The following is a 22,911-nucleotide window of genomic DNA, read 5'->3' as shown; positions in this document are numbered from 1 at the left end:
CTTTCAGGATATTAATCAGATAGCGATTGTACCCCCCATGTTCTCTGCCACCAGAGCCACTTTCCCACTGATTGATACAGGCCACTTTTTTCCTCTTGAAGCCTTGTTAACCTTGAGTATAGTGACAATATATTATCCACAGTGAGCCACTTTTGGTCGGTGAGACATGCATATTCCGTTAGATCGCCAGCAAGACATTCCACTGTATCTACAAATCGAAGAGGCATTGCGCCGTGCTATCCTCAGTGGGGTGTTTGCTGATGGCGACAAACTGCCCTCAACCCGCACCTTGGCAGCAGAATTATCAGTGAGCCGCCTCACAGTGGATAATGCTTATGCCGAGCTGGCGGCAAAGGGGTTATTACAACAACGTCGCGGCAGCGGTGCCTATGTCTGTCACCTCTCGCCGCCGCCAAGCCATCCGCATCCACGGCTACATGGTGAGTTTCCACTGGATCGTTTTACCACTGTCACCTCAAGGCTGGACGGGTATGCCGATATCCCCTTACCGCCAAATACCATTAATTTTGCTGCTGGCATCGGTAGCCCCAAAATTTTCCCATTGGATGAATTCCGCCAGATCTTGCATTCAATTCTGCGCCGCCATGCTGAAGAAGCATTCAGTTACGGCGATTACTGTGGCTATTATCCATTGCGCGATACACTCAGCCGCATTCTATCCGCACAAGGTATCCCAACACGGCCAGAGCAACTGTTGATAACCAACGGTTCACAACACGCCATCAGTCTGATCAGCCAATCACTGCTGGCCCCAGGTGATAGTGTGCTGGTAGAAGAACCCACTTATGCCGAAGCATTAGCCCTGTTCCGCCTGCATAAAGTGAATATTATTGCTCTGCCCAGCGACCAACAAGGCATGAATCTGGCGACCCTGCCTGCGCTGTTAGCCAGGCATCAACCGAAACTTATCTATTGCATTCCCAACTTTAATAACCCCACCGGACGCTGTATGAGTGAAGAACGCCGCCATCAGTTAGTGCAAATAGCCAGAACTGCTGGGGTGCCGATACTTGAAGATGATTATGTGGGTGACTTGCGTTACAGCGGCAAAAAGCTGCCTTCGCTGCGTTCACTGGCAGCCGCGGGTGAAGTTATCTATGTCAGTACTTTTTCCAAAATGTTACTGCCCAGCATGCGCATTGGTTATCTGGTGGCAGACGCGCCCCATTACATCCAACTGGCGCGCTTAAAGCATGTTGACAGTTTTACCAGCTCGAACCTGATCCAACGGGCGTTGGATGCATTTGTCACTGTCGGGCGCTATGACAAACAACTTCGTCGGGCTTGCCGTTTGTACCGCCAGCACCGTGATGCCATGGTCGATGCCCTCCAGCAGACACTGCCACTCGGCTGCCAGTTTGAAGTTCCTGATGGGGGATTATTTATCTGGCTACAATTGCCAGCAAACGTGCCAATGACTCAATTAATGCCGCTGGCGTGGCAGGCGGGGGTCACTTTCGCTAAAGGTGGCGGGTTTTACCGCGAAGAGTCAGATGGAGAGTTCACCCTCCGTTTGAATTTTGCCGCTAATTCGCCCGAGCTGATTAGCCAAGGAATAGCCAGATTAAGTGCGGCGATTGGTCAGTGCCAAGCATAATATTAATCAAAAAAACGCACCACCAAAAGTCAGACTGAGTCCAACTTTTGGCGTGCGTTTCACTGTGGCGTTGGCTAAACAGCGTTACCTCAGAACGAGGCCAGCCATAAACGCAGTTTCATGCCCCAATAGCTGCTCCATCCGCTGGTATTTTGTACCATTTTGCCTTGATAAAGGATCACTAACGTCGGTGTAACACTGACTTGCCACTGCGCTGACAACTCGCCGCGTGGGTCATTTATCACCGGTAACCGGTAGCCTTTTTTGGTCAGCCAGCGCTCAAGCTGTGGTGCTTCACCAGAGCGTAGTGCCACTGTCATCACATTCTCCCCCTCCTGCACCAATTGATTGACACTGGGGCTGGTGAATTTACACACGCCGCACCATGTTGCCCAAAAATAGATGAGCAACGGTTTGTCCTGGCTCATCGCCTTTAGCGAGACAGTCTGGCCCTCCAGGGTTTGTAATGACACATCGCCCCAATCAGCAGGTACCTGCGGGCTACGCAACCAATCCATCGCCAAAGAGACCACCGTGACCAGTACCAGCAGAATAACCAGCTCTTTACCCCACCGCTTCAAGCGACTCATTTACCCGCCTTAGCCAGTTGCTGCTTCACTATCTCCTCCAGTTGCTCATAGGAAATAGCACCTGGGATCATCTGATTACCAATCAAAGTGGCAGGTGTGCCTTGGATACCCAGTTGATCCGCTAATTTCAGGTTGGTACGCAACACATTCAAGCTCTGCTCGCTTGGTGCTACCGGCGTAACACCGGTTTTTTTCTGCGCCGCGGCAATACTGTCAGCATCGTGGAAACCTTTTTTCGCCATCAAGCGCTGATGAAATGGCAGAAATTGATTCGGATGTTGTTGCCACAGTGTCAACGCCAACCGTGCACTGGTCACCGAGCTTTCCCCTTTAAACGGTAGCGGTTTTATCACCACCGCCACTTGCGGGTACTCCTTCACTACCTTTTCCAGCAACGGATCAAAAGTTTTACAAAATGGGCAGTTGTAATCGGTAAATGAAACCAATGTCAGGGCTGGAGTTGCAGCCCCGAAACGTGGGCTACCAGGGTCTTGGAACAGCGCCTGCTTATTGGCTGCGATAAATTGATCCATTTGCTGCCCTTGCGCTTCATTAGCTTGCTGTTGCAAGGCATTGATGGATTGTTCAAGAATGTCTGGATTGGCGACCAGCGTTTCACGGATTAACGCTTTAATCCGCACTTCCTGCTCCGGCGTAAAAGGTGCCGCCGCCCACAGTGAGGTCGAGATCAGCGCTAACAACACAACCATGATAATTTTCATTCTTTATTTCCTTTAGCATCGGCCAAAATTTTTAATAACACGTCACGGTCCAACAGTGGCGAGAGCACCACACCCTGTGGTTGCTGTGGCCCATAAATTTGATTAAATGGGATTGCGACACTGCCGCGCTGGCGCAAAAACTCAGTAATATCAGCAGAAGGTCGCGTCCAGTCACCGCGTAACGCCACCACATCAGGTGCTTGCAACGCCTGCTGCACATCGTCACGCATCAGGACGTGTATTTTGTTAACTTTACAGGTCACACACCAATCGGCAGTGACATCGACAAACACCCGCTTATGCTCCATCAAGGCTTTCTTAATGGCTGATTCAGTTAATGGCTGCCACGGGATGGTGTCATGTAGCGGTTTGCGCCATAGATTAGCCGTCAGCGAACCCGCCAACAGTAATCCGCCGATAATCAACACCCCGATTAAGCTGACGATTGCGGCAACACGCACGCCATAGCGCCAGCCAATTGCCAGTAATAGCGCTAACAGCAACACTCCGCTAATCACCATCACCAGTTGTGAGCCAATATGGCTCACCATCAGGCTCAGTAACCACAGACTTGATGCCAGCATCAGCCCCCCCATCCCGATACGCAGACGGTTCATCCAACGACCTGGACGGGGCAAAAACAGCACCAATCTAGGCCATAGCGCCACCGCCAACCACGGCAGGCTCATACCAACCCCCAGGGCGGTAAATATGCCCCACAGCGCCGGTAAAGGGGCGGCCAGTGCAAAGGCTACCGCCGTCCCCAAAAATGGCGCGGAACACGGGGTTGCCAGTAGCGTCGCCAATGCGCCCTGTCCAAAGTGGCCGGCCAAACCGCGAGCCCCCGATTGCTCCACACGAGGCGCGGCAATACGGCTATTGAGCGATGAGGAGAGGTTAATTTCGAACAAGCCGAACAGGTTGGCCGTAAAGAGTGCGGTAACCAACACCATAAAGCCGATAAACCAAGGGCTTTGGAACTGAATTCCCCAGCCAAGGGCATGATTACCTAAGCGCAAGGCGGTCATCAGTAATGCCAACAACCAAAACGAAGTCACAATCCCAGCAGACGATGCCAGAAACTGCCAACGAATCTGACGGCGGGTTTGCTGCCCAGTCTGCAAAATAGACCCCAGTTTCATTGCAAGGACCGGAAGCACACAAGGCATCAGATTAAGAATAAATCCGCCCGCCAGCGCCATCACTATCCAAGACCAAAAACGAGTGGAGGATTGCGGTAAAGTGAGCGCTTGCCCAATGGTCACCGTGGTCTCTTGCGCCAGACCCGCATCAGTAATCACCATCGTCAGGGGTTTACCACGTAGATCCCCCACGCCCTCCCCCCAACCATCAGTCGCAGGAACCCGTACCGATAACTGATTACCCTGCACACTGACCAGCGGTTTACCGAGATCCACGTCCGCCAAGGTATCGAAGAACAACTCGGGCTGTTGCCAACCTTCGTCACGCACCGCCAGAATTTGCACCTCGCCATGATCAAAACCAGCTTGGATCTGTTGGGTCAGGGCATTGGCAATGGGTACCTGCCCCATCGCCTGGGCAAAATCATGTTGGAATTGCTGTTGGTTTTCGCCACTTAACGGCGAGGAAAGATCGATGCTAAACGGGTAGTCAGTCAAAATGCAGACATTGCTACAGGTCGATAGGGTCAAGATGCCACTTAGCGTTTTGGGTGCCTTAGCGGAAATGACGATCGGCAGCATGGCCTGCTCGTGATAGCCCTGAGTAGAGATACCAGAAACATCAAACCGTTGTGGTACAGGCCAGTACCATTTTACCGCATCAAGAGCGGTGCTCCAGACAATGGTCGGTGCAATGCCCCCTTCACCCGGTGAGCGCCAATAGGTTTTCCAGCCTTTCTCCAGTTGAACGGAAAGTAACAGGCGGGTTTCACCGCTCGTTGAAGGTTCGGCACGAATCCGCACCTTAGCATGTGAGTTTTGTGGGCTGACCAACCAGCCGCTGTCTGCCGCCCAAAGGGTGGGCATCCATAGCAGTAACAGACAGAACAACGCTGTCTTGCTTAAATTGAACATGATTCTTCTCCAGAAATAGATTAATCACAGCAACCCCAAGGGATGCCGTAGTTATGCCAAAAGCATCTCTATTCCCGGAAAATGCACAATCGCAGATGCACCCTCAAACGGCTGGGTGATATCACTCGGGGTGGTGGAAACCTCATGCGGGTCGGGATCACCGGCCCCAATAGCAAGAGTAATAAACCCAGAGAAAAAATCGCTAATTCGAACAGAACAGGCGGGGATGCCAACAGGGATTTGGCACTTAGCTCACAAGGGGTGGGTGCCTCATCAGCATCGGCAGCAACCTGTGATGATGATGTCTGAAGGAGGTTTTTTTCCAACGCGTGCAGGCTGGCGATGCGTTGTGTCATACAAACTAATATGACTAGGCAAGCCAGGCAGAGGAACCACTTTGCCGCGCGCTGTTGTTTAACCATTATTCGTGTTTAACCATTATCCGTATTTAATTCTAATCCATATAATTCATCAGTAAAATTGATAAATTAGTCTCATTCAAGACCGAGCGCCCATCTTAGCGGCATAATCAAGATTATCAATGTCTGAACTTAAACAATCACTCAAAGTGACATTTAATTACAAACGTAGTTAACAAAAAAAACATAATCTGACGGTATGGGTCGCCCACATTTGCGCGTATCATATTGGTAGCCTGCATCTATTGCCGGGTACTTTATGAATTTCCACAGTATCGCCTCCACAGCGAAGGACCGGTTATATGCAACCTTTGAACGGCCCAAGTGTGCCGATTGCCAATGATCGCAATGTCGCACCGACCAAAATACCTCATCAGGGCCAAGTGGAAGATCAGGCACTTACCCCTGCGCAACGCACTACGCTGGAGAAGCTAATTGTGCGGATCATGGCCCTTAGCCCAATCAAATCTGCTGAGATCTGGGCCGGTCTGCGTCATGATTTATCCTTGGGTAGCACTAGCGACTTACTGGCACGCCACTTCCAGCCCGCTGAGCAATTGCTGCAAACCCGTCTGGCGCAGGCACAGGAAAATCATGCCAATCACCAGTTGCGCCAACAACTGACCGAACTGCTGCCTCAAGGCAACAACCGGCAAGCTGTCAGTGATTTTATCCGCCAGCACTTTGGTCATACTGTATTAAGTCAGTTAAGCCATTCAGAGTTACAACAAGTTCTGGTGCTGCTGCAATCCGGGACACTGAATATTCCACAGCCACAACTGGCAACAATAACTGATCGGCCGTTACTGCCGGCGGAGCATCAGAATATTCAATCGCTAGTAGCAAAACTTAGTGCCGCAACCGGCGAGCAACCGGCCAAAATATGGCAGGCATTATTTGATATGGTGGGGGTGAAAAGTAATGATCCGTTACCTGCACGCCATTTCCAGATACTCAGCCAGTTTTTACAGACCAAAGTGGCACTCAGCCAGCAAACAGCACCTACATTGGTTAACTTGCAAACCGCGTTGAAACAGCCCGCTGATGCGCAGGAACAACAATTATTAATTGATTACAGCCAGAGTCGCTTCCAGGCCAGTCCCACGCCGCTGACGCAAGCGCAGTTGAACGACATTATCAATGTCCTGTTTACCGCCAGATTGGATCGGGCCAATGCAGCCCAACGTTTAGCAGAAGATCAAAAAATTCTGCAACCAGTGATTAACCCGCTAATTGCCGCCTTACCTCAATCATTACAGCCATTGTTGCAAAAACCGTCACTGGCATTTGTGGCGCTGATTATAGTGATGGTCTTTTTGTTGGCTATCTTCTTCTAATGACAGATGTCGGCTCAGGTTATTTCCCGCTGAGCCGCGCCTGTGACTATCATAATAACCACCAGCCAACCAGAGCACTCCACAACAAAAATGGTAGTGAGTAAGCATGGAATTTTAACCAAATGGCCGGCTCTGCCGCCATTCTCAGCGCAATTAAATTAGCCATAGAACCCAACACAAAACCAAAACCACCAATATTGACCGCATAAGCCACCAGCGCGCTGGAAGGCAGATAATTAAGCAGCAATATTGTGGCGGGGACATTACTGATCAGTTGCGATAGGCCAATAGCCAAAATATAGGCGGCAGCCGTAGACAATGTTTTGATTTCACCGAACAGCGATTGTAAAGCAGGTAATTCCGTCAGTAGGCGCACGTCAATAAACATCGCCATAAAGACCACAATCAAGCTCCAGTCAATGGCCAGTAACACCCGCCGCGCCAATAGCAATAAACCGGCAAAAACGATAAGTAGCCCATAACCTGCCCAGCCCAAATCCACGCAGATAATAAAAATCACATACAGCGCCAAACAACTCAGCAACAGGCGGAACTGGTAAGGATAAATCGGGCTTGAGGCCTGTTTCTTTATCTTACGCGCCGGGAAACGCCACCATGTTACCGCGAATAATGTCAGCAGAATAATGGCTGCTAAAGGTGCCATTTGGCGAGTAAAACCGATAAAAGAGAGTTCGGAACGGCTCCATAACAGAATATTTTGTGGGTTGCCGATCGGTGTTAATAGCGACCCAGCATTGACTGCCAGCGCCGAGAAAATGATCAGACGAGAAACCGGCAGAGACGATATTTTTTTCAACGTCAAAATCAGTGGAATGATGATAAATAGCGCCACATCATTGGTTAGAAAGGATGACAACAGCGCCGCGGCTAAGACTAAAAACAGCGCCAAATGCCGCTCAGTGTGGAGTGTATTAATAATCTTCCGACCAATAAAATCGAAGTAACCGCTGACCTCAACCCCTTTAGTCAGTAGCATTAATCCCAATAAAGTAACAATGGTGGTCCAGTCAATAAACTGTGGAAAGGAGACAATTTGGGCCGGCATTAAGACGGTTAACCCTATCCCAAAGATCAATAGAATATGTAATAGACGATCTTCCAGAAAAGGTCTGAATAGTGTTTTTACTGCTCGCTGAGTCGTGGCAAATAATGTCATTAGAAAATCTACAAACGGCCTGGGGCTGACAAAGAGAGATTACGTTAGCGTAGCCTATCATTTTATGCCAGCCCCTATTATCTACTGGCTGCCGCAACCTGCGGCGAGGTAGTGTGAACTTAACTTTGCGTATTGTGTTTTATCGCTTTTCTGAAATCATCCATTGAACAGAACCCGTTAGCATCAATCGGACAGCCCTTAATTTCCAGCGTGACACGTTTTGGTGGTGCCTGAAGGGTCAGCGGCATCTTATTACGAATTTGCTCAGTCGACAGATAGATATATTCGATCTTCATCATATCTTTATTTTGTTTCGTATCTTTCCAGCGCTCAAATACCACTTTGCCGCTGATTGGCGTTTTCTCATATTGGTCTGGCAATTGGTACTCTTTAGTCTTAAGGGCTGCCAACAATGATGCAATATTAGAGTCATGCCCAACCAATACCGCCAATTTAGCTTTCTGCGCTGCTAATTCATTAGGCGTTTTCTCACCGACGGGATCAAGAGCAGCACTGATAAAACCGACTAACTTCTCAGCCGCATTATCCGCAATGGCAGGAGAACCAAATAACGTCTCATGGTAGAGATTTTTGATATCGATTAATTTACGCCACTCTTCCGCTGACTGAATCCGTCCCCAAGCCACATCTTTAATCGGAAAACCCTCGTAATATTGCAGCATAAACGCATCTGATGCACCGGTACCTAATTTTAACGGGCCGGTAATGCCTGGCTCTTTATTTTGTACCAATACAATATTGGTTGGCTGGGTACTCCAGTCACATTTCTTATCCGTTAAACAGGCGGGTGATTTTTTATAATCCAATACGCGGGAAAGTAAGTCGTAATTAGGCTGTAAACGTTTATTCAGCCCTTCGACCCCACCCGGCCCGGCGTGTTGATTAATCGATGCCAAGGCTTTTTCTTTAAATTCTGGTGTGACATCTAGCGTGATGATCGGATTAAAAACCGGATCCATTTTGCCGATATCTTTTTGGTGCGCCACTGGCACATTACAACCAGGGAAAGCGCCGAATAAGAAATGCTGCGCGGTACCAATGGTCCTTGGCAAGCTGTTAGCATAAGTAAATACCGTGGTATCTGCCGGGCATCCTGCCGCTTTCAGCAATTTGGCATTAACCAGCCACTCGCGGAAATACCCCCCCATCATCGCCTCAAGCTCTGCCCCTTTCGGTGTCAGATACCCTCCTGGGGTGGTCCATTGTGGCCATTTATCTGGTGTCGCACTGGAAAGCATATCGCCATAATTAACTAAAGGTGCGCGTATACCATGCCGGCTCATCACCAGCACTTGTTCAAGTTTATAGTTGTCACTTTTATCCTGTGCTACAACATGGGTTGACGCTGGCAAGAGTAGCGCTAATAGTGTCAGGGTGTATGCCGTCTTTATTTTTATCATCCTAATCTCCGTCATCCTGTTGATGGTAATAGTGTAAAAATAGATAGAAGAATAAATAGATTTTTCTATTGCTACAGATTTGTTACAACAAACATGATAGACAGAGATAACAGCTATAGTCGGAGTCTTGTCACAGTTCCGCTAATTGCTTCGTTACAACGTATCCGGGTGTTTCCGCATCGTTAAACTCTTATCCATACTCAGTGCTGATGTTTGCATAGGAATAAACTAATGAAAATTTTGGGTCTTATTGGCGGAATGAGTTGGGAGTCAACCATCCCTTATTACCGGATGATTAACCAGCAGGTTAAAGAACAACTTGGCGGTTTACACAGTGCCAAAATCATTCTCTACAGTGTCGACTTCCATGAGATTGAACAACTTCAGGCCAAGGGTGACTGGGAAACCGCAGCACAGTTGCTGTCTGATGCCGCCGTTTCATTAAAAAATGCCGGGGCTGACGTCATCGTGGTATGCACCAATACTATGCACAAAGTGGCTGATGACATTGAAGCGGCCAGCGGATTACCGTTATTGCATATCGCCGATGCCACTGCCGCACAAATTAAGCAGCAAGGGATCAATAAAATTGGCTTATTGGGTACCCGCTACACCATGGAACAAGATTTTTATCGGGGACGATTGACGCAAAAACACGGTATTGAGGTGATTACCCCCGATAGTATCGATCGCGAGATTGTTAACCGTATTATTTATGAAGAGCTGTGTCTGGGCGTTATCAGTGAAACTTCCCGTCAGGAATATCGCCGCATTATGGGCAAATTAGAACAGCAAGGCGTGCAAGGTATTATCTTTGGTTGCACTGAAATAACATTGTTGGTTAACGCACAAGACGCGAGCGTGCCGGTATTTGATACCACCGCAATACATGCCTGTGCGGCCGCAGAATATGCACTGAAATGCTAATGGTGATTATGCCCCATTTCCCAATGGCAGCAGAGCTTAACACCGCTTACTCCGGCCTCCCTTGCAAGGCTCAGCAATAGGCCGGGTAATAAAGGCTGCTACATCAATGCGCCATTACGTTCGAAAAATATCAACCGCTAATAATATTCCGTCCCGCCGCTTTTGAGTTATAGAGCATTTTATCTGCGCGAATTAATAGTTGTTCCTGTGCTTCATTTTGCCCCAGCTCCACCACACCTAAACTCATTGTCACATTGATATTCCCTTCCACGGGCATGGTTTCGATACGTTGCCTGATTTTCTCGGCGATACATTTAGCCTCATTTAATTGCGTGTTAGGTAACACAATCATAAACTCATCGCCGCCCCAACGGCCTAAAACATCAATTTCCCTAATATTATTCCTAATCACATCAACAATATGCGTCAAGGTTAAGTCCCCAACAGAATGGCCATACTTATCATTAATAGATTTAAAATTGTCTAAATCCAACGAAAGCAATGACAACGGCTGGCAAAATCGTTTTGCGCGGTTATATTCGTGCTTGAGTACTTTTTCCAGCAAATAACGGTTAGCCGCAGAGGTTAATACATCTGTTTCAGATAGACTTTTTTTGATATCGAGTTGCTGTTGTAAGCGGAAATTGGTTTCGCGTAATTCAACGGTTCGCTCTTCGACTAACGCTTCCAGAGATTTATTCTTTAACTCTAACTTTTCCAGACGATGCTTTTTGTCATGGATATTACGGTGAGCGCCGATCATCCTCGATACTGAACCATCACTATTACGCTCAATCACCTTGCCGCGATCTTCAATCCACACATAATCGCCATCATGAGTCCGGCAACGGTATTCAATCTGGTATCTCTCGGCCTGATTATTAATATAGGCATCAAACTGAAACATCACTCGGTCAAAATCATCTGGATGGATGATTTTCTCCCAAGTATGGACTGTATTTTCAAATGCATCGGCGGGATAGCCCAGCATTTCATACCAGCCAGTATTACGATAAACAAATCCATTGTTGGCATTCCAATCCCAGATACCATCACTTATCACTTCCAGAATTTCATGAACAACGCGCTCGTTTAAATCGGCAATCTTAACCTTCTGATCACTTGGATTATGGCTCATTGAACTACCCTGCTGTGTTGGTAAATTAAAAGACAAAAATAAAATTGTTTAATTATTGTTCTAATATTGTAATTGACGTTTTTGAGCAGGCAAGGATTTTTTAACTTCAAATTTGGCTTTAAAGGAATAAAAAACATTAAAAATAGCTGAAATTAGAGCTAACGCATTAATATTCAATCACCTACATTTTATAATGTTATTTACCTTGGTTATTGAGTATAAGATATTTTTATGAATAGTCAGTGATCAACTAGTCTTCTTTGATACAAAAAGATGAAATTACTAAAAAAGGTTAATCACCTGATGATTATAGTATTTTTCTGTAGAAGTGTTTATTTATAGCGAATAAAAAGGCCCGCGATTGCTCGCGGGCCTTAATGACTCAGTATCAATGAGCAGAAATATCTGCGATTGACCTTATTTCTGGTATTTACGCATGACCAGAGTGGCGTTAGTACCACCAAAACCGAAGCTGTTAGACATAACAGTAGTCAGTTCGCGCTGAGTTGGCTCAGTGATGATATTCATCCCTGCCGCTTTCTCATCCAGATTTTCAATATTGATGCTTGGTGCGATAAAGCCGTGCTCTACCATCAACAGGCTGAAGATAGCTTCATGCACACCCGCCGCACCCAGAGAGTGACCGGTCATGGCTTTTGTTGAGGAAATAGCTGGCGTGTTATCACCAAACACCTCACGAATCGCGCCCAGCTCTTTCACATCACCAACCGGTGTAGAAGTGCCATGTACGTTCATGTAGTCAATTGGTGTATCAACACCTGCCATTGCCATCTGCATGCAACGAACAGCACCTTCACCTGATGGTGCAACCATATCAGCACCATCAGAGGTTGCGCCGTAGCCAACAATCTCAGCGTAGATGTGAGCACCACGCGCCAGAGCATGCTCAAGTTCTTCAACCACCACCATACCGCCACCACCGGCGATTACGAAGCCATCACGGTCTTGATCATAAGTACGGGAAGCTTTAGCCGGAGTTTCATTGTATTTGGTCGACAACGCGCCCATGGCATCGAACTCGCAGGCCATTTCCCAGCACAGTTCTTCACCACCACCCGCAAACACTACATCCTGCTTGCCCAGTTGGATTAACTCCAAAGCATGGCCAATACAGTGCGCAGACGTCGCACAGGCAGAGCTGATTGAATAGTTAACACCTTTGATTTTAAAGGGGGTTGCCAGGCACGCGGACACACCAGATGCCATGGCTTTGGTCACCATATAAGGACCAACACCTTTCAAACCGCGCGGGGTACGCATTGCATCAGAACCGGCAACCTGATTACGGGGTGAACCACCACCGGAACCCACCACCAGCCCACTGCGGAAATTAGATACCTGATCGTCTGACAGGCCAGAGTCTGCTATCGCTTCTTCCATCGCAAGAAAAGCATAAATTGAGGCGTCGCTCATAAAACGCAGCACTTTGCGATCAATGAGGTCTTTAGGCTCAGATGCCAGCTTTACATCGCCCCATACGTGGCTACGCATACCTGCGTCTTTAAATTCCTGAGCGAAAGTAATGCCAGAGCGGCCTTCCTGCAAAGATGCCAGAACTTCCTGCTGGTTATTACCAATGCTGGAGACAATACCCAAGCCAGTAATTACTGCACGCTTCATTCAATACCTCTTCCACTTATTTTACATTCGGGATTTTGCAACGCACTTTAGCGTACAGTTGTACGCCGAACAAGTCCGATCAGCGTAATATACCCAGATAATTTTACGATTTGCACGCGGCCGGTCACATAGTTAGAATCGCCCTACCCCTTGAGATACGAGTCTTTCAACGTGAGCCATCCCCCAATCCAAACCGCGACATTAAGCTGGAATGAACAGGGTACACCTGTATCGGAACAGTTTGGTGACATCTATTTTTCCAATGAAGATGGGCTGGAAGAGACTCACTACGTTTTTCTTAAGGGGAATGGCTTCCCTGAGCGTTTCATTCAACACCCGTGGGATAACTGCATTTTTGCCGAAACGGGCTTCGGGACTGGCTTAAATTTTCTGACATTATGGCGCGATTTCGCTCAGTTCAAACAGCAACACGCCAGTGCAAAACTCCAGCGATTACACTATATCAGCTTCGAAAAATACCCCCTACAGGTGGCAGATTTAGCTGCCGCCCATGACCGCTGGCCAGAACTGGCATTTTTTGCCGAACAATTGCGCGCGCAATGGCCGTTACCTCTTGCTGGCTGCCATCGTATTCTGCTAGCGCAGGGGAGTATCACTCTGGATCTGTGGTTTGGTGATGTCAATACCTTACTGCCCCAGTTGGATGCCAGCCTGAATAATCAAGTAGATGCCTGGTTTCTTGATGGCTTTGCCCCGGCGAAAAACCCCGATATGTGGAATGATATGCTGTTCAATGCCATGGCGCGGATGGCAAGGCCGGGGGGCACTTTTGCCACATTTACTGCCGCCGGATTTGTTCGCCGTGGTTTGCAACAAGCAGGTTTTGACGTAGCTAAAGTGAAAGGTTTTGGGCAAAAACGTGAAATGCTCACGGGCAGATTGCCGCAAAGCATCGGGTCAGCCTCAGCGCCTTGGTACCATCGGCCAGCCGCGGTCCGTTGTGATGATATCGCGATCATTGGCGGCGGTATCGTCAGTGCATTGACAGCATTAGCCTTATTGCGCCGTGGGGCCAAGGTCACGCTCTATTGCGCCGATGCACAACCGGCGCAAGGTGCATCAGGTAACCGGCAAGGTGCGCTCTATCCCCTGCTAAACGGCAAAGATGATGCACTGGAAAACTTTTTCACCAGCGCATTTACCTTTGCCCGCCGCCAATATGATCAATTGTTAGCACAAGGCATTCATTTTGATCATCAATGGTGCGGTGTCAGCCAATTGGCATTTGATGAAAAAAGCCGTGGCAAGATTGATAAAATGCTGCAAATAAGCTGGCCGGTGTCATTCGCCGAAGCCATGAGCCGTGAACAGCTCAGTGCGCTCGCGGGGCTGGATTGCGCCCACGATGGTATACATTATCCCGCCGGAGGCTGGTTATGCCCATCAGACCTCACCACAGCGCTGCTGCTGCTGGCCCAACAAAAAGGCATGGCATGCCACTATCAGCATGAACTGAGTCAGTTAGAGCATGTTGACGGGCAATGGCAGCTCAGCTTCCAGCAACTCAGTGCCCAACCCATCGATAGCCAACAACCACTGACGGCGAAACAACATGCTACAGTGGTGCTGGCCACCGGCCACCGCTTAGCTGAGTGGCAACAAACCCAGCATCTGCCACTGTCAGCCGTGCGCGGGCAGGTCTCGCACATTCCCACGACCTCAGTACTCAGTCAGTTGCAGCAAGTGCTGTGCTATGACGGCTATCTGACGCCAGTGAACCCGGCTAACCAGCATCACTGTATTGGTGCCAGTTATCAGCGCGGCGATATTGCCACTGATTTTCGTGCCGATGAGCAGCAAGAGAACCGGGACCGCCTGTTACGCTGTCTGCCACAAGTAAATTGGCCGCATCAGGTTGATATCAGTGATAATCAAGCGCGCTGCGGGGTGCGTTGCGCTATTCGTGATCACTTACCGATGGTGGGCGCGGTACCGGATTATGCTGCAACACTGGCACAATATCAGGATCTGCCACGCAAAATTCAGCGTGGTGATGAGATAGCGCCAGCGCCGGTATGGCCGGAATTATTCATGGTGGGAGCTTTGGGGTCACGGGGGTTGTGCAGTGCGCCATTGGTGGCAGAAATTTTGGCCGCACAAATGTTTGGGGAACCGCAGCCATTAGATGCGCCGACGCTGGCGGCACTCAATCCCAATCGATTTTGGATTCGAAAATTGCTAAAAGGCAGGCCGGTACAACAGCGCGTTGCGAGGTTATCTTAGCGGGCAGCTCGCGGGGTGGCTTGCAGCGACGTCAAAGTCATTGGAGTCGCAGAGGCGAGGCCAAATAACGAACATCGCTACCCCCCCCCGCGACTCCAGCAATGAACGCTATTTTATAGCTTGCTCAAGTAAACGATCCCATAAACCCAATACCAAAACCTGATCCGGTGGGGAAAGCTCCCCGGCTTTGATCGCTTTTTCCAGGCTGGTCTGCACGCGGGCATGTAACTGCTCAGCCGTATGTTCACCAAACTCTTCAGATTCTGCCACGGCTAGGGTCAGATGGCCGCGCAGATAGCCGCCGGCAAATAAATCATCATCACTGGCGTGCTCTACCATGTCATCAATCTGCGCTAATATGTGCGTTTCGAACTCTGCGATCATCAACTTTCCTCAATAACCCGTCATATTTCAAAGCGCAGGTGTGTTGGCAGCATTCATTAACCCGAATCACTTACCGTCGTGGGCTCATCGGGATTATGAGCCTCATCAGAGGCTCACCCTGCGGGCCAGCGCAAGCGCTATTCAAAATGATTTACACCCAATTTGTATCTTGCTTGCCGCCTTCCTACACCTTGAAATCTATTGGGTTATATTCTATATCCAAAAATAATGGCGTTACAGCCAGGCTGCAAGCTACACGAGATCTTCCGGGTAAGGGAAAAGCGCGGCTACCAACGGCGGCGTATTGTAAAACGATTGTAGTGCCTGAATAAAGCCCGCAGATCGTGGGGATATACCGTTTTCTAAATTCCACAACACTTGTTCGCGTACTTTGCGCTGGAATGTTATGCGATCCGGCTCACAATCCCCCTCCAGGTTGTCGCAACTGACGTTGAAAGGGAAACCCGCCGCTACACAGAACATCCATTCCAGTGCCTGTGGCTTGATCTCAACCACTTCAAACTGGCTCTGGGTTAATGCATCACGCCCATCCGGGCAGTACCAATAACCAAAATCGACCAACTTGCGCCGCTCTTCACCGGCAATACACCAATGGGAGATCTCATGCATTCCGCTGGCATAATAACCATGGGCAAAAATCACCCGATGATAGGGAAATTCGTCATCGGCAGGCAGATAAATAGGCTCATCGTCACCTTTTACCAGCCGGGTATTATATTGGTCGCTAAAACAGGCATTAAAAACATCGATTAATTGCTGATAATCATGGGTCATACTTGGGTCCGTAAGAGCGGTATCGTCAGCGACAGTCAGGCTCACTGCTATTTTGATACCTTAAGTTATGCGAAAACGTGTAACCCTAACCAGGAGGAGATCTCAGAACCGTGGCTGTCATACAGCAGCTTGCAGCTCATTACGAATGACACCACGACAATCATTGGGCGGATTAATTTTTGGCCTTTGGTCAACACCATATGTGCACCAAGGCGTGCGCCCAACACCTGCCCTACTAGCATCACCAACCCGATACTCCACACTACTTTGCCGCCGACGATGAAGAAGGTCAGGCCACCCAAGTTGGAGGTAAAATTAAGCACTTTGGCATGAGCGGTGGATTTTGCCAGATTAAATCCGCACAGCGTCACAAAGGCCAGCGCATAGAAAGAACCGGCTCCGGGGCCAAAGAAACCATCATAAAAACCGATACCACCGCCAGCAATCAAGGCAAAGGGTAGTGCGGATAGACGGCGCTGCTGATCAACTTCACCCAGCTTGGGAGTGAGCAGAAAATAAACACCAATCCCTATCACCAGCAATGGCAGAATTTGCCGCAAAATATCGGCCCGCATATGCTGAACCAAAATAGCACCCAGCATTGAGCCGACCAGTGTTAGAGCAATGGTCAGCTTTTGCTCTTTTAAATTCACCGCCCCACGGCGGATAAAATAGAGGCTGGCGGATAATGACCCGCCGACCGATTGCAATTTATTGGTCGCCAACGCCTGTGCCGGTGGTAATCCAACCGCCAGTAATGCCGGCACGGTGAGCAAGCCTCCGCCACCCGCAATGGAATCAATAAAACCCGCCAATAAGGCGACGACAAACAGTATCCCTAAAACCTCAGGGCCCAGCGTAAACCAATCCATGATTTATTCCGCAGCAAAATGCGCATTAAATAGTGCAAGTGATTGATTTTAATATTCTTATCACTTACAGCCCCTTTATTTTATCCGGTTTATTATCCGGTTTATTGTTCACTGCTAAAAGCGGAGTATACCTGTCAGTGTGGGCATTATAAAAGGATGAGTGGCGAAGTGAAGAAGTAAATATTTAGTATCTTATCGATCGGTTTCCGTAAAAACAGATTGAACTACCCATTCAATATACTGTATAAAAAACCAGTTACTTAATGAGGTATGAAATCATGAAAGTTGAACTGGTTTACGATAAGCGAAACGTGAAAGAGATACCAGGTGCCAATGAACTGATCCTGGCTGAACTAACCAAGCGCGTGCACCGTGTCTTCCCTAAAGCTGAGGTCAAGGTTAAGCCAATGCAAGCGAACGGTATCAATACCGACGCCAGCAAAGGTGATAAGGCTATTCTCAATCGACTGGTTGAGGAAATGTTTGATGAAGCAGATCAGTGGCTGGTTATCGATATTTAATTGAGGGGGGATTTATGCTGCGTGTCGAAGTGACTATAGATAAGCTGAACGCGAAGAGTTTTCCGGCTGGCTACACCAACGCACTTACCGAAGAATTAACGAATCGCCTTACCCGTAAATTTAGCGATTTTGACGTAAAAGTGAGGTTTGCAGGGGCTGATGGGTTAACGGTTCTTGGCGGATCCAGTGAGGATAAGGATACAGTCGAAGAGATTTTGAAGGATACGTGGGAAAGTGCTGATGATTGGCTCCAGCCTTAAGCCACCAGCCAATAATGCGAATGTATAGGCCGGGCAATTAAGCCCGGTGTAGCGCGCCTAAAAAAATGAGAAAACGATTCAGATAGTTTGATAATTCAAAAGCTAGATTGGTTTTCTCATTTTACATGACTTTTATATTAACCTGTGACGCTCTTCTGCTGGGATGTATTTGTAGATAGTTTTAGGTGATACATCGAGCACCAAAGCCACTTGATGCATGCTTGCGCCATTTGCAAACATTCGTCTAGCTCGCGCAACAACTTCAGTTGTCATTATCCTGCGCCGCCCTCCTACTCGGCCCTCAGCCCTAGCAACAGCAAGGCCAGCAAGCGTGCGCTCCACTATTAGCTCGCGTTCCATTTCTGCCAGTGCTGACATGACATGAAAGAAAAACCGGCCCATCGCAGTGCTGGTATCAATGCTATCGGTCAAACTACGGAAGTGCATACCACGGTCTTTAAGCTCTTCAATCAAACCAATTAGGTGGCGAACGCTACGCCCCAGCCTATCAAGTTTCCACACAACCAATGTATCCCCTTGCGACATGGTGCGCATTGCGCGCTTCAAACCTGGTCGGTCTGATGATTTACCGCTAATTTTATCTTCAAATATTTGTTCGCAATTTGCACTAATAAGAGCGGCTCTCTGCAACTCGGTATTTTGGTCATTTGTTGACACTCGGATATAGCCAATAAGCATGTTTTATTCCCCATTAAAAATGATTGGAGTGTGTCACTTTTATGGGAATGGCTAAAGTATCAATAGTCTCGCAAACCTTGGTTTGGGCGACGTCGTACATCTGCCGCAGTTAACTGGGGTTGTCGGCACGTCACGCAATGCAAAAATGAGTGTTACAGCAGCATCGGCAACAGCCACTTTCACGGCAGATGAAATCGTTGTCCAAACGGAGTTGGGTGGGCTGCAATATAAGCTCGCTAATTTCAACAAGACAATTAACCTGGCTACAACGGGCGCGGGAGGAATGAATACAGGCACTGCACCTGTCAGTGGGTTCGTTGCTTTATATGCGATTTACAACCCGACAACTCAAGTGTCAGCCTTGTTTGCTGTTAACGCGACATCGGCAGCTGTACCAGAAACTTGCGCTGTAACCATGCCAACTGGGTATACAGCTTCAGCATTACTAACTGTTGTACCCACTGATGCATCATCGCGCTTTAATGTTGTGATAGTGCAGGGGCGGCATGTCTCAATTCAATACACAGCCATGTACGGTACTACATCAAATGTTGCCAGCTCTCCGATAAGCGTGGGTGGGGTAATCCCAAGAAATGCAATCAGCGTGTCTGGCTCGATTACAATGTCATCAACTACTGCGGGGCCAATTTCAGCAGACATAAGCGGGGCTGGCGCGATAGGTAATCAACGCATTGCTAATTATATGAATGCAACAGAAAGCCACACATCAAACTTCAGTGAAGTCCCTATTATCACACCAACCACTATTACACTTGCGGTTAGCAGTAGCACCAGCACTTTCAGTTGTTATTTTTATGCTGCGGGGTATTCAATATGAAACATGTAAATATAGTTGATGGGATTGTTGTGGCTGAGTTTTCATGCCCGCAAGATAAAAAAGAATGGCCCAATATTGTAGCAGTTGAAGATGATGATCCGCGCTACATTGAGTTCATCGAATTGCCTTATAGCGCGAGATTAGATGAGTAATCATCACTGTTATCAAGCCGGGCCTAATAGCTCGGCTTCTTCTTTCACAATTAATTAACCGAAGGCCAAGTAATATCAGGTGCTTTTGATGTATCAGTCCGCATCAATAACACTCGGTATTTCTTCCATATTGCAAGTTCAGCTACTTCATTATCTTCAGCATAGCCCCCATCAACCGAGTCTTGTCGCCAGCTAATTTCTGAGTCAGCAACCGCTTTTAACTGGCTCTTTTTAGCATTAGCATTAGCGACTAACTCATCATGAGTGAGAGGGGGTAAATCTACCCACTCAGGACGTCCATCAATGACGCCTAGCATTTCCCCATTTGGCGGCGTCTGTTTCCAGAACATCGCGACTTCCTCGTCTGTTGCCAAAACTGCATCAACGGGCCACGAATCCTCAGTGTAAGTTCCATCCTCTTTCCATGCTGTAGGAATGAATGATTTCAATGATGGTGAAAAATAAGCAGTTGTCATTTTAGTTTCCTATTGCGAATACAAATGCTGAAAAGGCACCCGCTACACCATTAGCGCGTAAGTGAAAGTTGGTCAGAGTTTTCGGCGTGGGGTCTGAAATGTTGTTGAACGAGATAGTCGGAAAATCCGTACCTGCGACGCCAAAGCGGTGAAATATCCCCCACACGCCCAAGCGCGAATTTGGAAATGGCGTCGGGTAAATCCATGGGGCATCGCCGCTGGCCCCTGACGTTACCAGACCCCATTGCACAATCAGCCCGCCAGGAACATCAGGGATTCGAATATAGTCATTCGCTGTGAAAGTCCGTTTGTTAAATAGACTCATGACCGCTGCGACAGTTGGCAGCAAATTTGTTGCGGTACCGGCTGCCATTTGTGCGTTAGTCGCAACCCCTTGTTTTGCTGCGTCGCCCAAACCAAGGTTTGCGAGAGTTGCAGCAACAGCAGCGGGGCCAGCGGTGTTAATTTCAGATAAATTATTGGCAATTTTTAACGACGCAACATCAACCGCTCTAACAGCTTTAGGGGTCGCGGCGAGTGTTTCGCTAGTGCTGTTGGTTGCATTACTTAATTGGACAATCCCTTTTTGGGTTAATGAGGCGTCTTTAAGATCAGGAATTCCCTCGTCAATCAGCTTCTGTATCGATAAAAGCACTTGATTAAACGTATCACTATCAGCCTCTATTTCAGCGGCTGTTAGAATACTCATTAATTCACGCTGAATGGTATTAAACCACTCTGCTGGCAATATCGTAGGTGGAACACCACCAGCAACATTGCCGTCGGTAAATTCGCCATTACTGTCAGCACGCGTATTCGGTATATCGCCAATTTTTTGCATAGATAATCCTCGCCAGGAAAGGCGCTTTAAATTAATAGATATTGATTAGTTAGCTAACGTAGCCAAATTTAAGGATGGTATGAGAAGGGTTTAATACGGTTAATCGACATTCAAGCTGTTTGTTTCCCCACGAACGCAGGGGATCACTGCAATAAGTTAAACCGCACTGGGCATAATTGATGGTGGTTTCTGGTGCGGTAATCAGCCAGGTGAAGGGCCACTCGTCACCGTTTAAAGCATCACCACAAACGGACATCCCGGCACAGGCTTGCCGGTATTGGGTGATAGCAATGGAGTAACCCAATGCCTCCGCAACACGAATAAAATAAGTAACAGACTGCCCACCAATACCAAACAGTTTGGATACTACGGCCCGCTGCCGCTGGATAATGCTGTCAATCTCACCTATCGCGCATAAATCAGGTAATCCGAGCGTCGCTTCCCACTCAGGAAGCATTGCCGTTGCTGTTGATGGAAAAGCCGCATCAAGCAAATCACGGGCATCTTCATCGCTACGTTGAAAGGATTGGGCTAGTGCGCGTAAAGTATTGGTTTGAATACCGTTAAGTTGTCGGGGCCAAACCAGACCACCAGGCATTAGTGCTTGAAGAGCGGCGGTATATTCATTAACAGAATATCGACTCATGGATAGGTCACCGTTCCCCGGACAGGTAACTTACCGGTTTCAAGCTGAATATTAGTCGTCGGTGAATCAAGAATAAAACCACCGGTTCCTGCAACATCACCGATGGCCAGCAGCAGTGACGACAATAAAATTTTTCCACCCGGCTCACCCTCAGTAAAAAACACCTCATCAATAGCCGTATTTATTGCCGAGGTAGTTTCACTGGATGCCGTAGAAATGCCACTAATCACAAAATTTACGGGTGCTGCTACCGGTGCGCAAACATAAATGATGGCGATAATGGGCTGTAAGGGATAGACATGATCTGCAACACGCCCCTGATCACCCGTTGCTTTTACTGCGCCCCACTCTTCAAGCTGAGAGACGCCATCAGTCCCGACCGGAAAACCACCTGAATCATTGCCATCGCACATGATATAAATGCCAACCGTACCTACCCCCTGTAAGCGACGCTTCACCCAACAACGTGTCACACCAGGCACGGCCAACGCCCAATTTCGATAATCGGTATCGTTGCCACCTTGCGGGGTATTTTGATAGGCCAGTAACATACGAGAACGAAAAGCATCTTCTGATTCAATATCAGCGCCGCCAGATATCTTAACTATCGCTGTGGCCACTGACAGGACACCATCAATTGCAACGTCGAGTGTAAGAGACGTTCCGGCATCCGCATTCCCCGCGATACCGCCGCCAGTAGTGTCATCCAATACGCTGGGGAGTACAGCAGTGATTGAACCGGTGGCGGTACCAACAGCCCCCAGTGTTAACTCATGGTCGAGACTGTATTGATAACCATCGGCCCTGTTTAAAAGGCTACCGGCGCTAATGATACGGCCTACGGTCCCACTAAACTCGACTGTAGGAGAAGTTGCAGGGTTGGCGGGTTTGCGGAAAACATCTTTCAACGCAGCCCACGCGGCAAGATATTCGTCAGTGGCATTATAAGGCGTGGATTGCAGCGCGATATAATCCAGATAACCATAATGTAAATGCGCCATTCCGGCATCAGCATCACTGATCACACCGATATTGGAGAAGCGCAATAAATTACCGCCTGTCTTGAGTTCTGATTGAATATAAGACAGGTTGCGCTGGCGCAGTTCACTTAATGTGGGGCGATTAAATGGCATGTA

Annotated in this window: 24 protein-coding genes; 8 read left to right on the top strand and 16 right to left on the bottom strand. The window is 48.2% G+C overall.

Annotated features, from left to right (window positions below; translation table 11 throughout):
* Positions 1 to 166 precede the first annotated feature (166 nt).
* Positions 167 to 1,618 (top strand): MocR-like pyridoxine biosynthesis transcription factor PdxR, encoded by a 1,452-nt coding sequence (pdxR, locus tag V1955_RS06715; RefSeq protein ID WP_372569393.1) that lies wholly within the window; start codon positions 167 to 169, stop codon positions 1,616 to 1,618.
* Between the two features lie 89 nt (positions 1,619 to 1,707).
* Here pdxR and V1955_RS06710 read toward each other — a convergent pair whose 3' ends face one another.
* The 4 genes from V1955_RS06710 to V1955_RS06695 form a co-directional block, all read right to left on the bottom strand.
* Positions 1,708 to 2,208 (bottom strand): protein disulfide oxidoreductase, encoded by a 501-nt coding sequence (locus V1955_RS06710; RefSeq protein WP_083158226.1) that lies wholly within the window; start codon positions 2,206 to 2,208, stop codon positions 1,708 to 1,710.
* Positions 2,205 to 2,930, bottom strand: a complete 726-nt coding sequence (locus V1955_RS06705; RefSeq protein WP_083158225.1) for a DsbA family protein — start codon at positions 2,928 to 2,930, stop codon at positions 2,205 to 2,207. The genes V1955_RS06710 and V1955_RS06705 overlap by 4 nt, the downstream gene beginning before the upstream one ends.
* On the bottom strand, positions 2,927 to 4,987 hold the full coding sequence (locus V1955_RS06700; RefSeq protein WP_083158224.1) for a protein-disulfide reductase DsbD family protein: 2,061 nt from the start codon (positions 4,985 to 4,987) through the stop codon (positions 2,927 to 2,929). The genes V1955_RS06705 and V1955_RS06700 overlap by 4 nt, the downstream gene beginning before the upstream one ends.
* Before the next feature lie 68 nt (positions 4,988 to 5,055).
* Complete coding sequence (locus tag V1955_RS06695; RefSeq protein WP_372559498.1) at positions 5,056 to 5,409, bottom strand: copper resistance protein; 354 nt, start codon at positions 5,407 to 5,409, stop codon at positions 5,056 to 5,058.
* Positions 5,410 to 5,708: 299 nt separating this feature from the next.
* Between V1955_RS06695 and flk the strand changes: the two genes are divergently transcribed.
* Positions 5,709 to 6,743, top strand: coding sequence for a flagella biosynthesis regulator Flk (gene flk / locus V1955_RS06690; protein WP_442820693.1), 1,035 nt, complete (start codon positions 5,709 to 5,711; stop codon positions 6,741 to 6,743).
* Between the two features lie 49 nt (positions 6,744 to 6,792).
* Here the strand turns inward: flk and V1955_RS06685 are convergent, their stop codons facing one another.
* Together V1955_RS06685 and agp are read right to left on the bottom strand one after the other, a co-directional pair.
* The gene (locus V1955_RS06685) at positions 6,793 to 7,920 is read right to left on the bottom strand and encodes an SLC13 family permease (RefSeq protein WP_420072978.1); all 1,128 of its coding nucleotides are present in this window, start codon (positions 7,918 to 7,920) and stop codon (positions 6,793 to 6,795) included.
* A 119-nt stretch (positions 7,921 to 8,039) separates the two neighbouring features.
* The gene (gene agp / locus V1955_RS06680) at positions 8,040 to 9,341 is read right to left on the bottom strand and encodes a bifunctional glucose-1-phosphatase/inositol phosphatase (protein ID WP_442820692.1); all 1,302 of its coding nucleotides are present in this window, start codon (positions 9,339 to 9,341) and stop codon (positions 8,040 to 8,042) included.
* Positions 9,342 to 9,572: 231 nt separating this feature from the next.
* On the opposite strand from agp, the gene V1955_RS06675 reads away from it, so the two are divergent.
* The gene (locus V1955_RS06675) at positions 9,573 to 10,268 is read left to right on the top strand and encodes an aspartate/glutamate racemase family protein (protein ID WP_083158219.1); all 696 of its coding nucleotides are present in this window, start codon (positions 9,573 to 9,575) and stop codon (positions 10,266 to 10,268) included.
* Positions 10,269 to 10,398: 130 nt separating this feature from the next.
* On the opposite strand, the gene V1955_RS06670 is transcribed toward V1955_RS06675, so the two are convergent.
* Together V1955_RS06670 and fabB are read right to left on the bottom strand one after the other, a co-directional pair.
* A complete protein-coding gene (locus tag V1955_RS06670) occupies positions 10,399 to 11,406 on the bottom strand; it encodes a sensor domain-containing diguanylate cyclase (RefSeq protein WP_083158218.1) in 1,008 nt (335 codons plus the stop codon).
* Between the two features lie 417 nt (positions 11,407 to 11,823).
* Positions 11,824 to 13,047, bottom strand: coding sequence for a beta-ketoacyl-ACP synthase I (gene fabB / locus V1955_RS06665; protein ID WP_083158217.1), 1,224 nt, complete (start codon positions 13,045 to 13,047; stop codon positions 11,824 to 11,826).
* A 171-nt stretch (positions 13,048 to 13,218) separates the two neighbouring features.
* Here fabB and mnmC point away from each other — a divergent pair, with 171 nt between their 5' ends.
* A complete protein-coding gene (gene mnmC, locus V1955_RS06660; RefSeq protein WP_442820691.1) occupies positions 13,219 to 15,291 on the top strand; it encodes a bifunctional tRNA (5-methylaminomethyl-2-thiouridine)(34)-methyltransferase MnmD/FAD-dependent 5-carboxymethylaminomethyl-2-thiouridine(34) oxidoreductase MnmC in 2,073 nt (690 codons plus the stop codon).
* Positions 15,292 to 15,399: 108 nt separating this feature from the next.
* Here mnmC and V1955_RS06655 read toward each other — a convergent pair whose 3' ends face one another.
* From V1955_RS06655 to V1955_RS06645, 3 genes are all read right to left on the bottom strand, one after another.
* Complete coding sequence (locus V1955_RS06655; RefSeq protein ID WP_005183422.1) at positions 15,400 to 15,675, bottom strand: YfcL family protein; 276 nt, start codon at positions 15,673 to 15,675, stop codon at positions 15,400 to 15,402.
* A gap of 252 nt (positions 15,676 to 15,927) precedes the next feature.
* The gene (locus V1955_RS06650; RefSeq protein WP_083158215.1) at positions 15,928 to 16,470 is read right to left on the bottom strand and encodes an elongation factor P hydroxylase; all 543 of its coding nucleotides are present in this window, start codon (positions 16,468 to 16,470) and stop codon (positions 15,928 to 15,930) included.
* 65 nt (positions 16,471 to 16,535) lie between these two features.
* Positions 16,536 to 17,342: a sulfite exporter TauE/SafE family protein gene (locus V1955_RS06645; RefSeq protein ID WP_442820690.1), complete on the bottom strand. Its 807-nt coding sequence runs from the start codon at positions 17,340 to 17,342 to the stop codon at positions 16,536 to 16,538.
* 278 nt (positions 17,343 to 17,620) lie between these two features.
* On the opposite strand from V1955_RS06645, the gene V1955_RS06640 reads away from it, so the two are divergent.
* Complete coding sequence (locus V1955_RS06640; RefSeq protein WP_049607882.1) at positions 17,621 to 17,863, top strand: DinI family protein; 243 nt, start codon at positions 17,621 to 17,623, stop codon at positions 17,861 to 17,863.
* A 17-nt stretch (positions 17,864 to 17,880) separates the two neighbouring features.
* Positions 17,881 to 18,123, top strand: a complete 243-nt coding sequence (locus V1955_RS06635) for a DinI-like family protein (protein WP_442821425.1) — start codon at positions 17,881 to 17,883, stop codon at positions 18,121 to 18,123.
* Positions 18,124 to 18,255: 132 nt separating this feature from the next.
* Here V1955_RS06635 and V1955_RS06630 read toward each other — a convergent pair whose 3' ends face one another.
* The gene (locus tag V1955_RS06630; protein WP_442820689.1) at positions 18,256 to 18,822 is read right to left on the bottom strand and encodes a recombinase family protein; all 567 of its coding nucleotides are present in this window, start codon (positions 18,820 to 18,822) and stop codon (positions 18,256 to 18,258) included.
* 145 nt (positions 18,823 to 18,967) lie between these two features.
* On the opposite strand from V1955_RS06630, the gene V1955_RS06625 reads away from it, so the two are divergent.
* Positions 18,968 to 19,660, top strand: coding sequence for a hypothetical protein (locus tag V1955_RS06625; RefSeq protein WP_420071772.1), 693 nt, complete (start codon positions 18,968 to 18,970; stop codon positions 19,658 to 19,660).
* A complete protein-coding gene (locus V1955_RS06620; RefSeq protein ID WP_193784628.1) occupies positions 19,657 to 19,812 on the top strand; it encodes a hypothetical protein in 156 nt (51 codons plus the stop codon). The genes V1955_RS06625 and V1955_RS06620 overlap by 4 nt, the downstream gene beginning before the upstream one ends.
* Positions 19,813 to 19,862: 50 nt before the next feature.
* Here the strand turns inward: V1955_RS06620 and V1955_RS06615 are convergent, their stop codons facing one another.
* From V1955_RS06615 to V1955_RS06600, 4 genes are read right to left on the bottom strand one after another with little or no spacing between them, the layout of a single operon-like run.
* Positions 19,863 to 20,288 carry a tail fiber assembly protein gene (locus V1955_RS06615; protein ID WP_442820688.1) on the bottom strand — a complete coding sequence of 142 codons (426 nt, stop codon included), beginning with the start codon at positions 20,286 to 20,288 and terminating at the stop codon, positions 19,863 to 19,865.
* A gap of 1 nt (position 20,289) precedes the next feature.
* On the bottom strand, positions 20,290 to 21,129 hold the full coding sequence (locus V1955_RS06610) for a phage tail protein (RefSeq protein ID WP_442820687.1): 840 nt from the start codon (positions 21,127 to 21,129) through the stop codon (positions 20,290 to 20,292).
* Between the two features lie 49 nt (positions 21,130 to 21,178).
* Entirely contained in the window at positions 21,179 to 21,775 is a 597-nt protein-coding gene (locus V1955_RS06605) for a YmfQ family protein (protein WP_420072307.1), read from the bottom strand.
* A complete protein-coding gene (locus V1955_RS06600) occupies positions 21,772 to 22,908 on the bottom strand; it encodes a baseplate J/gp47 family protein (RefSeq protein ID WP_420072308.1) in 1,137 nt (378 codons plus the stop codon). The genes V1955_RS06605 and V1955_RS06600 overlap by 4 nt, the downstream gene beginning before the upstream one ends.
* Positions 22,909 to 22,911 lie beyond the last annotated feature (3 nt).

It is taken from the genome of Yersinia sp. 2545 StPb PI (genome assembly GCF_052217125.1).
GTDB lineage: Bacteria > Pseudomonadota > Gammaproteobacteria > Enterobacterales > Enterobacteriaceae > Yersinia > Yersinia enterocolitica_E.
Note: the sequence above shows the minus strand (reverse complement) of the source record. Positions and strands in the feature narration are given on the sequence as shown.

Excerpts from the sequence above, each read along its gene's own strand:
- pdxR (WP_372569393.1), top strand. The coding sequence starts at position 167 with ATGCATATTCCGTTAGATCGCCAGCAAGACATTCCACTGTATCTACAA.
- V1955_RS06710 (WP_083158226.1), bottom strand. The coding sequence starts at position 2,208 with ATGAGTCGCTTGAAGCGGTGGGGTAAAGAGCTGGTTATTCTGCTGGTA.
- V1955_RS06705 (WP_083158225.1), bottom strand. The coding sequence starts at position 2,930 with ATGAAAATTATCATGGTTGTGTTGTTAGCGCTGATCTCGACCTCACTG.
- V1955_RS06700 (WP_083158224.1), bottom strand. The coding sequence starts at position 4,987 with ATGTTCAATTTAAGCAAGACAGCGTTGTTCTGTCTGTTACTGCTATGG.
- V1955_RS06695 (WP_372559498.1), bottom strand. The coding sequence starts at position 5,409 with ATGGTTAAACAACAGCGCGCGGCAAAGTGGTTCCTCTGCCTGGCTTGC.
- flk (WP_442820693.1), top strand. The coding sequence starts at position 5,709 with ATGCAACCTTTGAACGGCCCAAGTGTGCCGATTGCCAATGATCGCAAT.
- V1955_RS06685 (WP_420072978.1), bottom strand. The coding sequence starts at position 7,920 with ATGACATTATTTGCCACGACTCAGCGAGCAGTAAAAACACTATTCAGA.
- agp (WP_442820692.1), bottom strand. The coding sequence starts at position 9,341 with ATGATAAAAATAAAGACGGCATACACCCTGACACTATTAGCGCTACTC.
- V1955_RS06675 (WP_083158219.1), top strand. The coding sequence starts at position 9,573 with ATGAAAATTTTGGGTCTTATTGGCGGAATGAGTTGGGAGTCAACCATC.
- V1955_RS06670 (WP_083158218.1), bottom strand. The coding sequence starts at position 11,406 with ATGAGCCATAATCCAAGTGATCAGAAGGTTAAGATTGCCGATTTAAAC.
- fabB (WP_083158217.1), bottom strand. The coding sequence starts at position 13,047 with ATGAAGCGTGCAGTAATTACTGGCTTGGGTATTGTCTCCAGCATTGGT.
- V1955_RS06655 (WP_005183422.1), bottom strand. The coding sequence starts at position 15,675 with ATGATCGCAGAGTTCGAAACGCACATATTAGCGCAGATTGATGACATG.
- V1955_RS06650 (WP_083158215.1), bottom strand. The coding sequence starts at position 16,470 with ATGACCCATGATTATCAGCAATTAATCGATGTTTTTAATGCCTGTTTT.
- V1955_RS06645 (WP_442820690.1), bottom strand. The coding sequence starts at position 17,342 with ATGGATTGGTTTACGCTGGGCCCTGAGGTTTTAGGGATACTGTTTGTC.
- V1955_RS06640 (WP_049607882.1), top strand. The coding sequence starts at position 17,621 with ATGAAAGTTGAACTGGTTTACGATAAGCGAAACGTGAAAGAGATACCA.
- V1955_RS06630 (WP_442820689.1), bottom strand. The coding sequence starts at position 18,822 with ATGCTTATTGGCTATATCCGAGTGTCAACAAATGACCAAAATACCGAG.
- V1955_RS06625 (WP_420071772.1), top strand. The coding sequence starts at position 18,968 with ATGAGTGTTACAGCAGCATCGGCAACAGCCACTTTCACGGCAGATGAA.
- V1955_RS06620 (WP_193784628.1), top strand. The coding sequence starts at position 19,657 with ATGAAACATGTAAATATAGTTGATGGGATTGTTGTGGCTGAGTTTTCA.
- V1955_RS06615 (WP_442820688.1), bottom strand. The coding sequence starts at position 20,288 with ATGACAACTGCTTATTTTTCACCATCATTGAAATCATTCATTCCTACA.
- V1955_RS06610 (WP_442820687.1), bottom strand. The coding sequence starts at position 21,129 with ATGCAAAAAATTGGCGATATACCGAATACGCGTGCTGACAGTAATGGC.
- V1955_RS06605 (WP_420072307.1), bottom strand. The coding sequence starts at position 21,775 with ATGAGTCGATATTCTGTTAATGAATATACCGCCGCTCTTCAAGCACTA.
- V1955_RS06600 (WP_420072308.1), bottom strand. The coding sequence starts at position 22,908 with ATGCCATTTAATCGCCCCACATTAAGTGAACTGCGCCAGCGCAACCTG.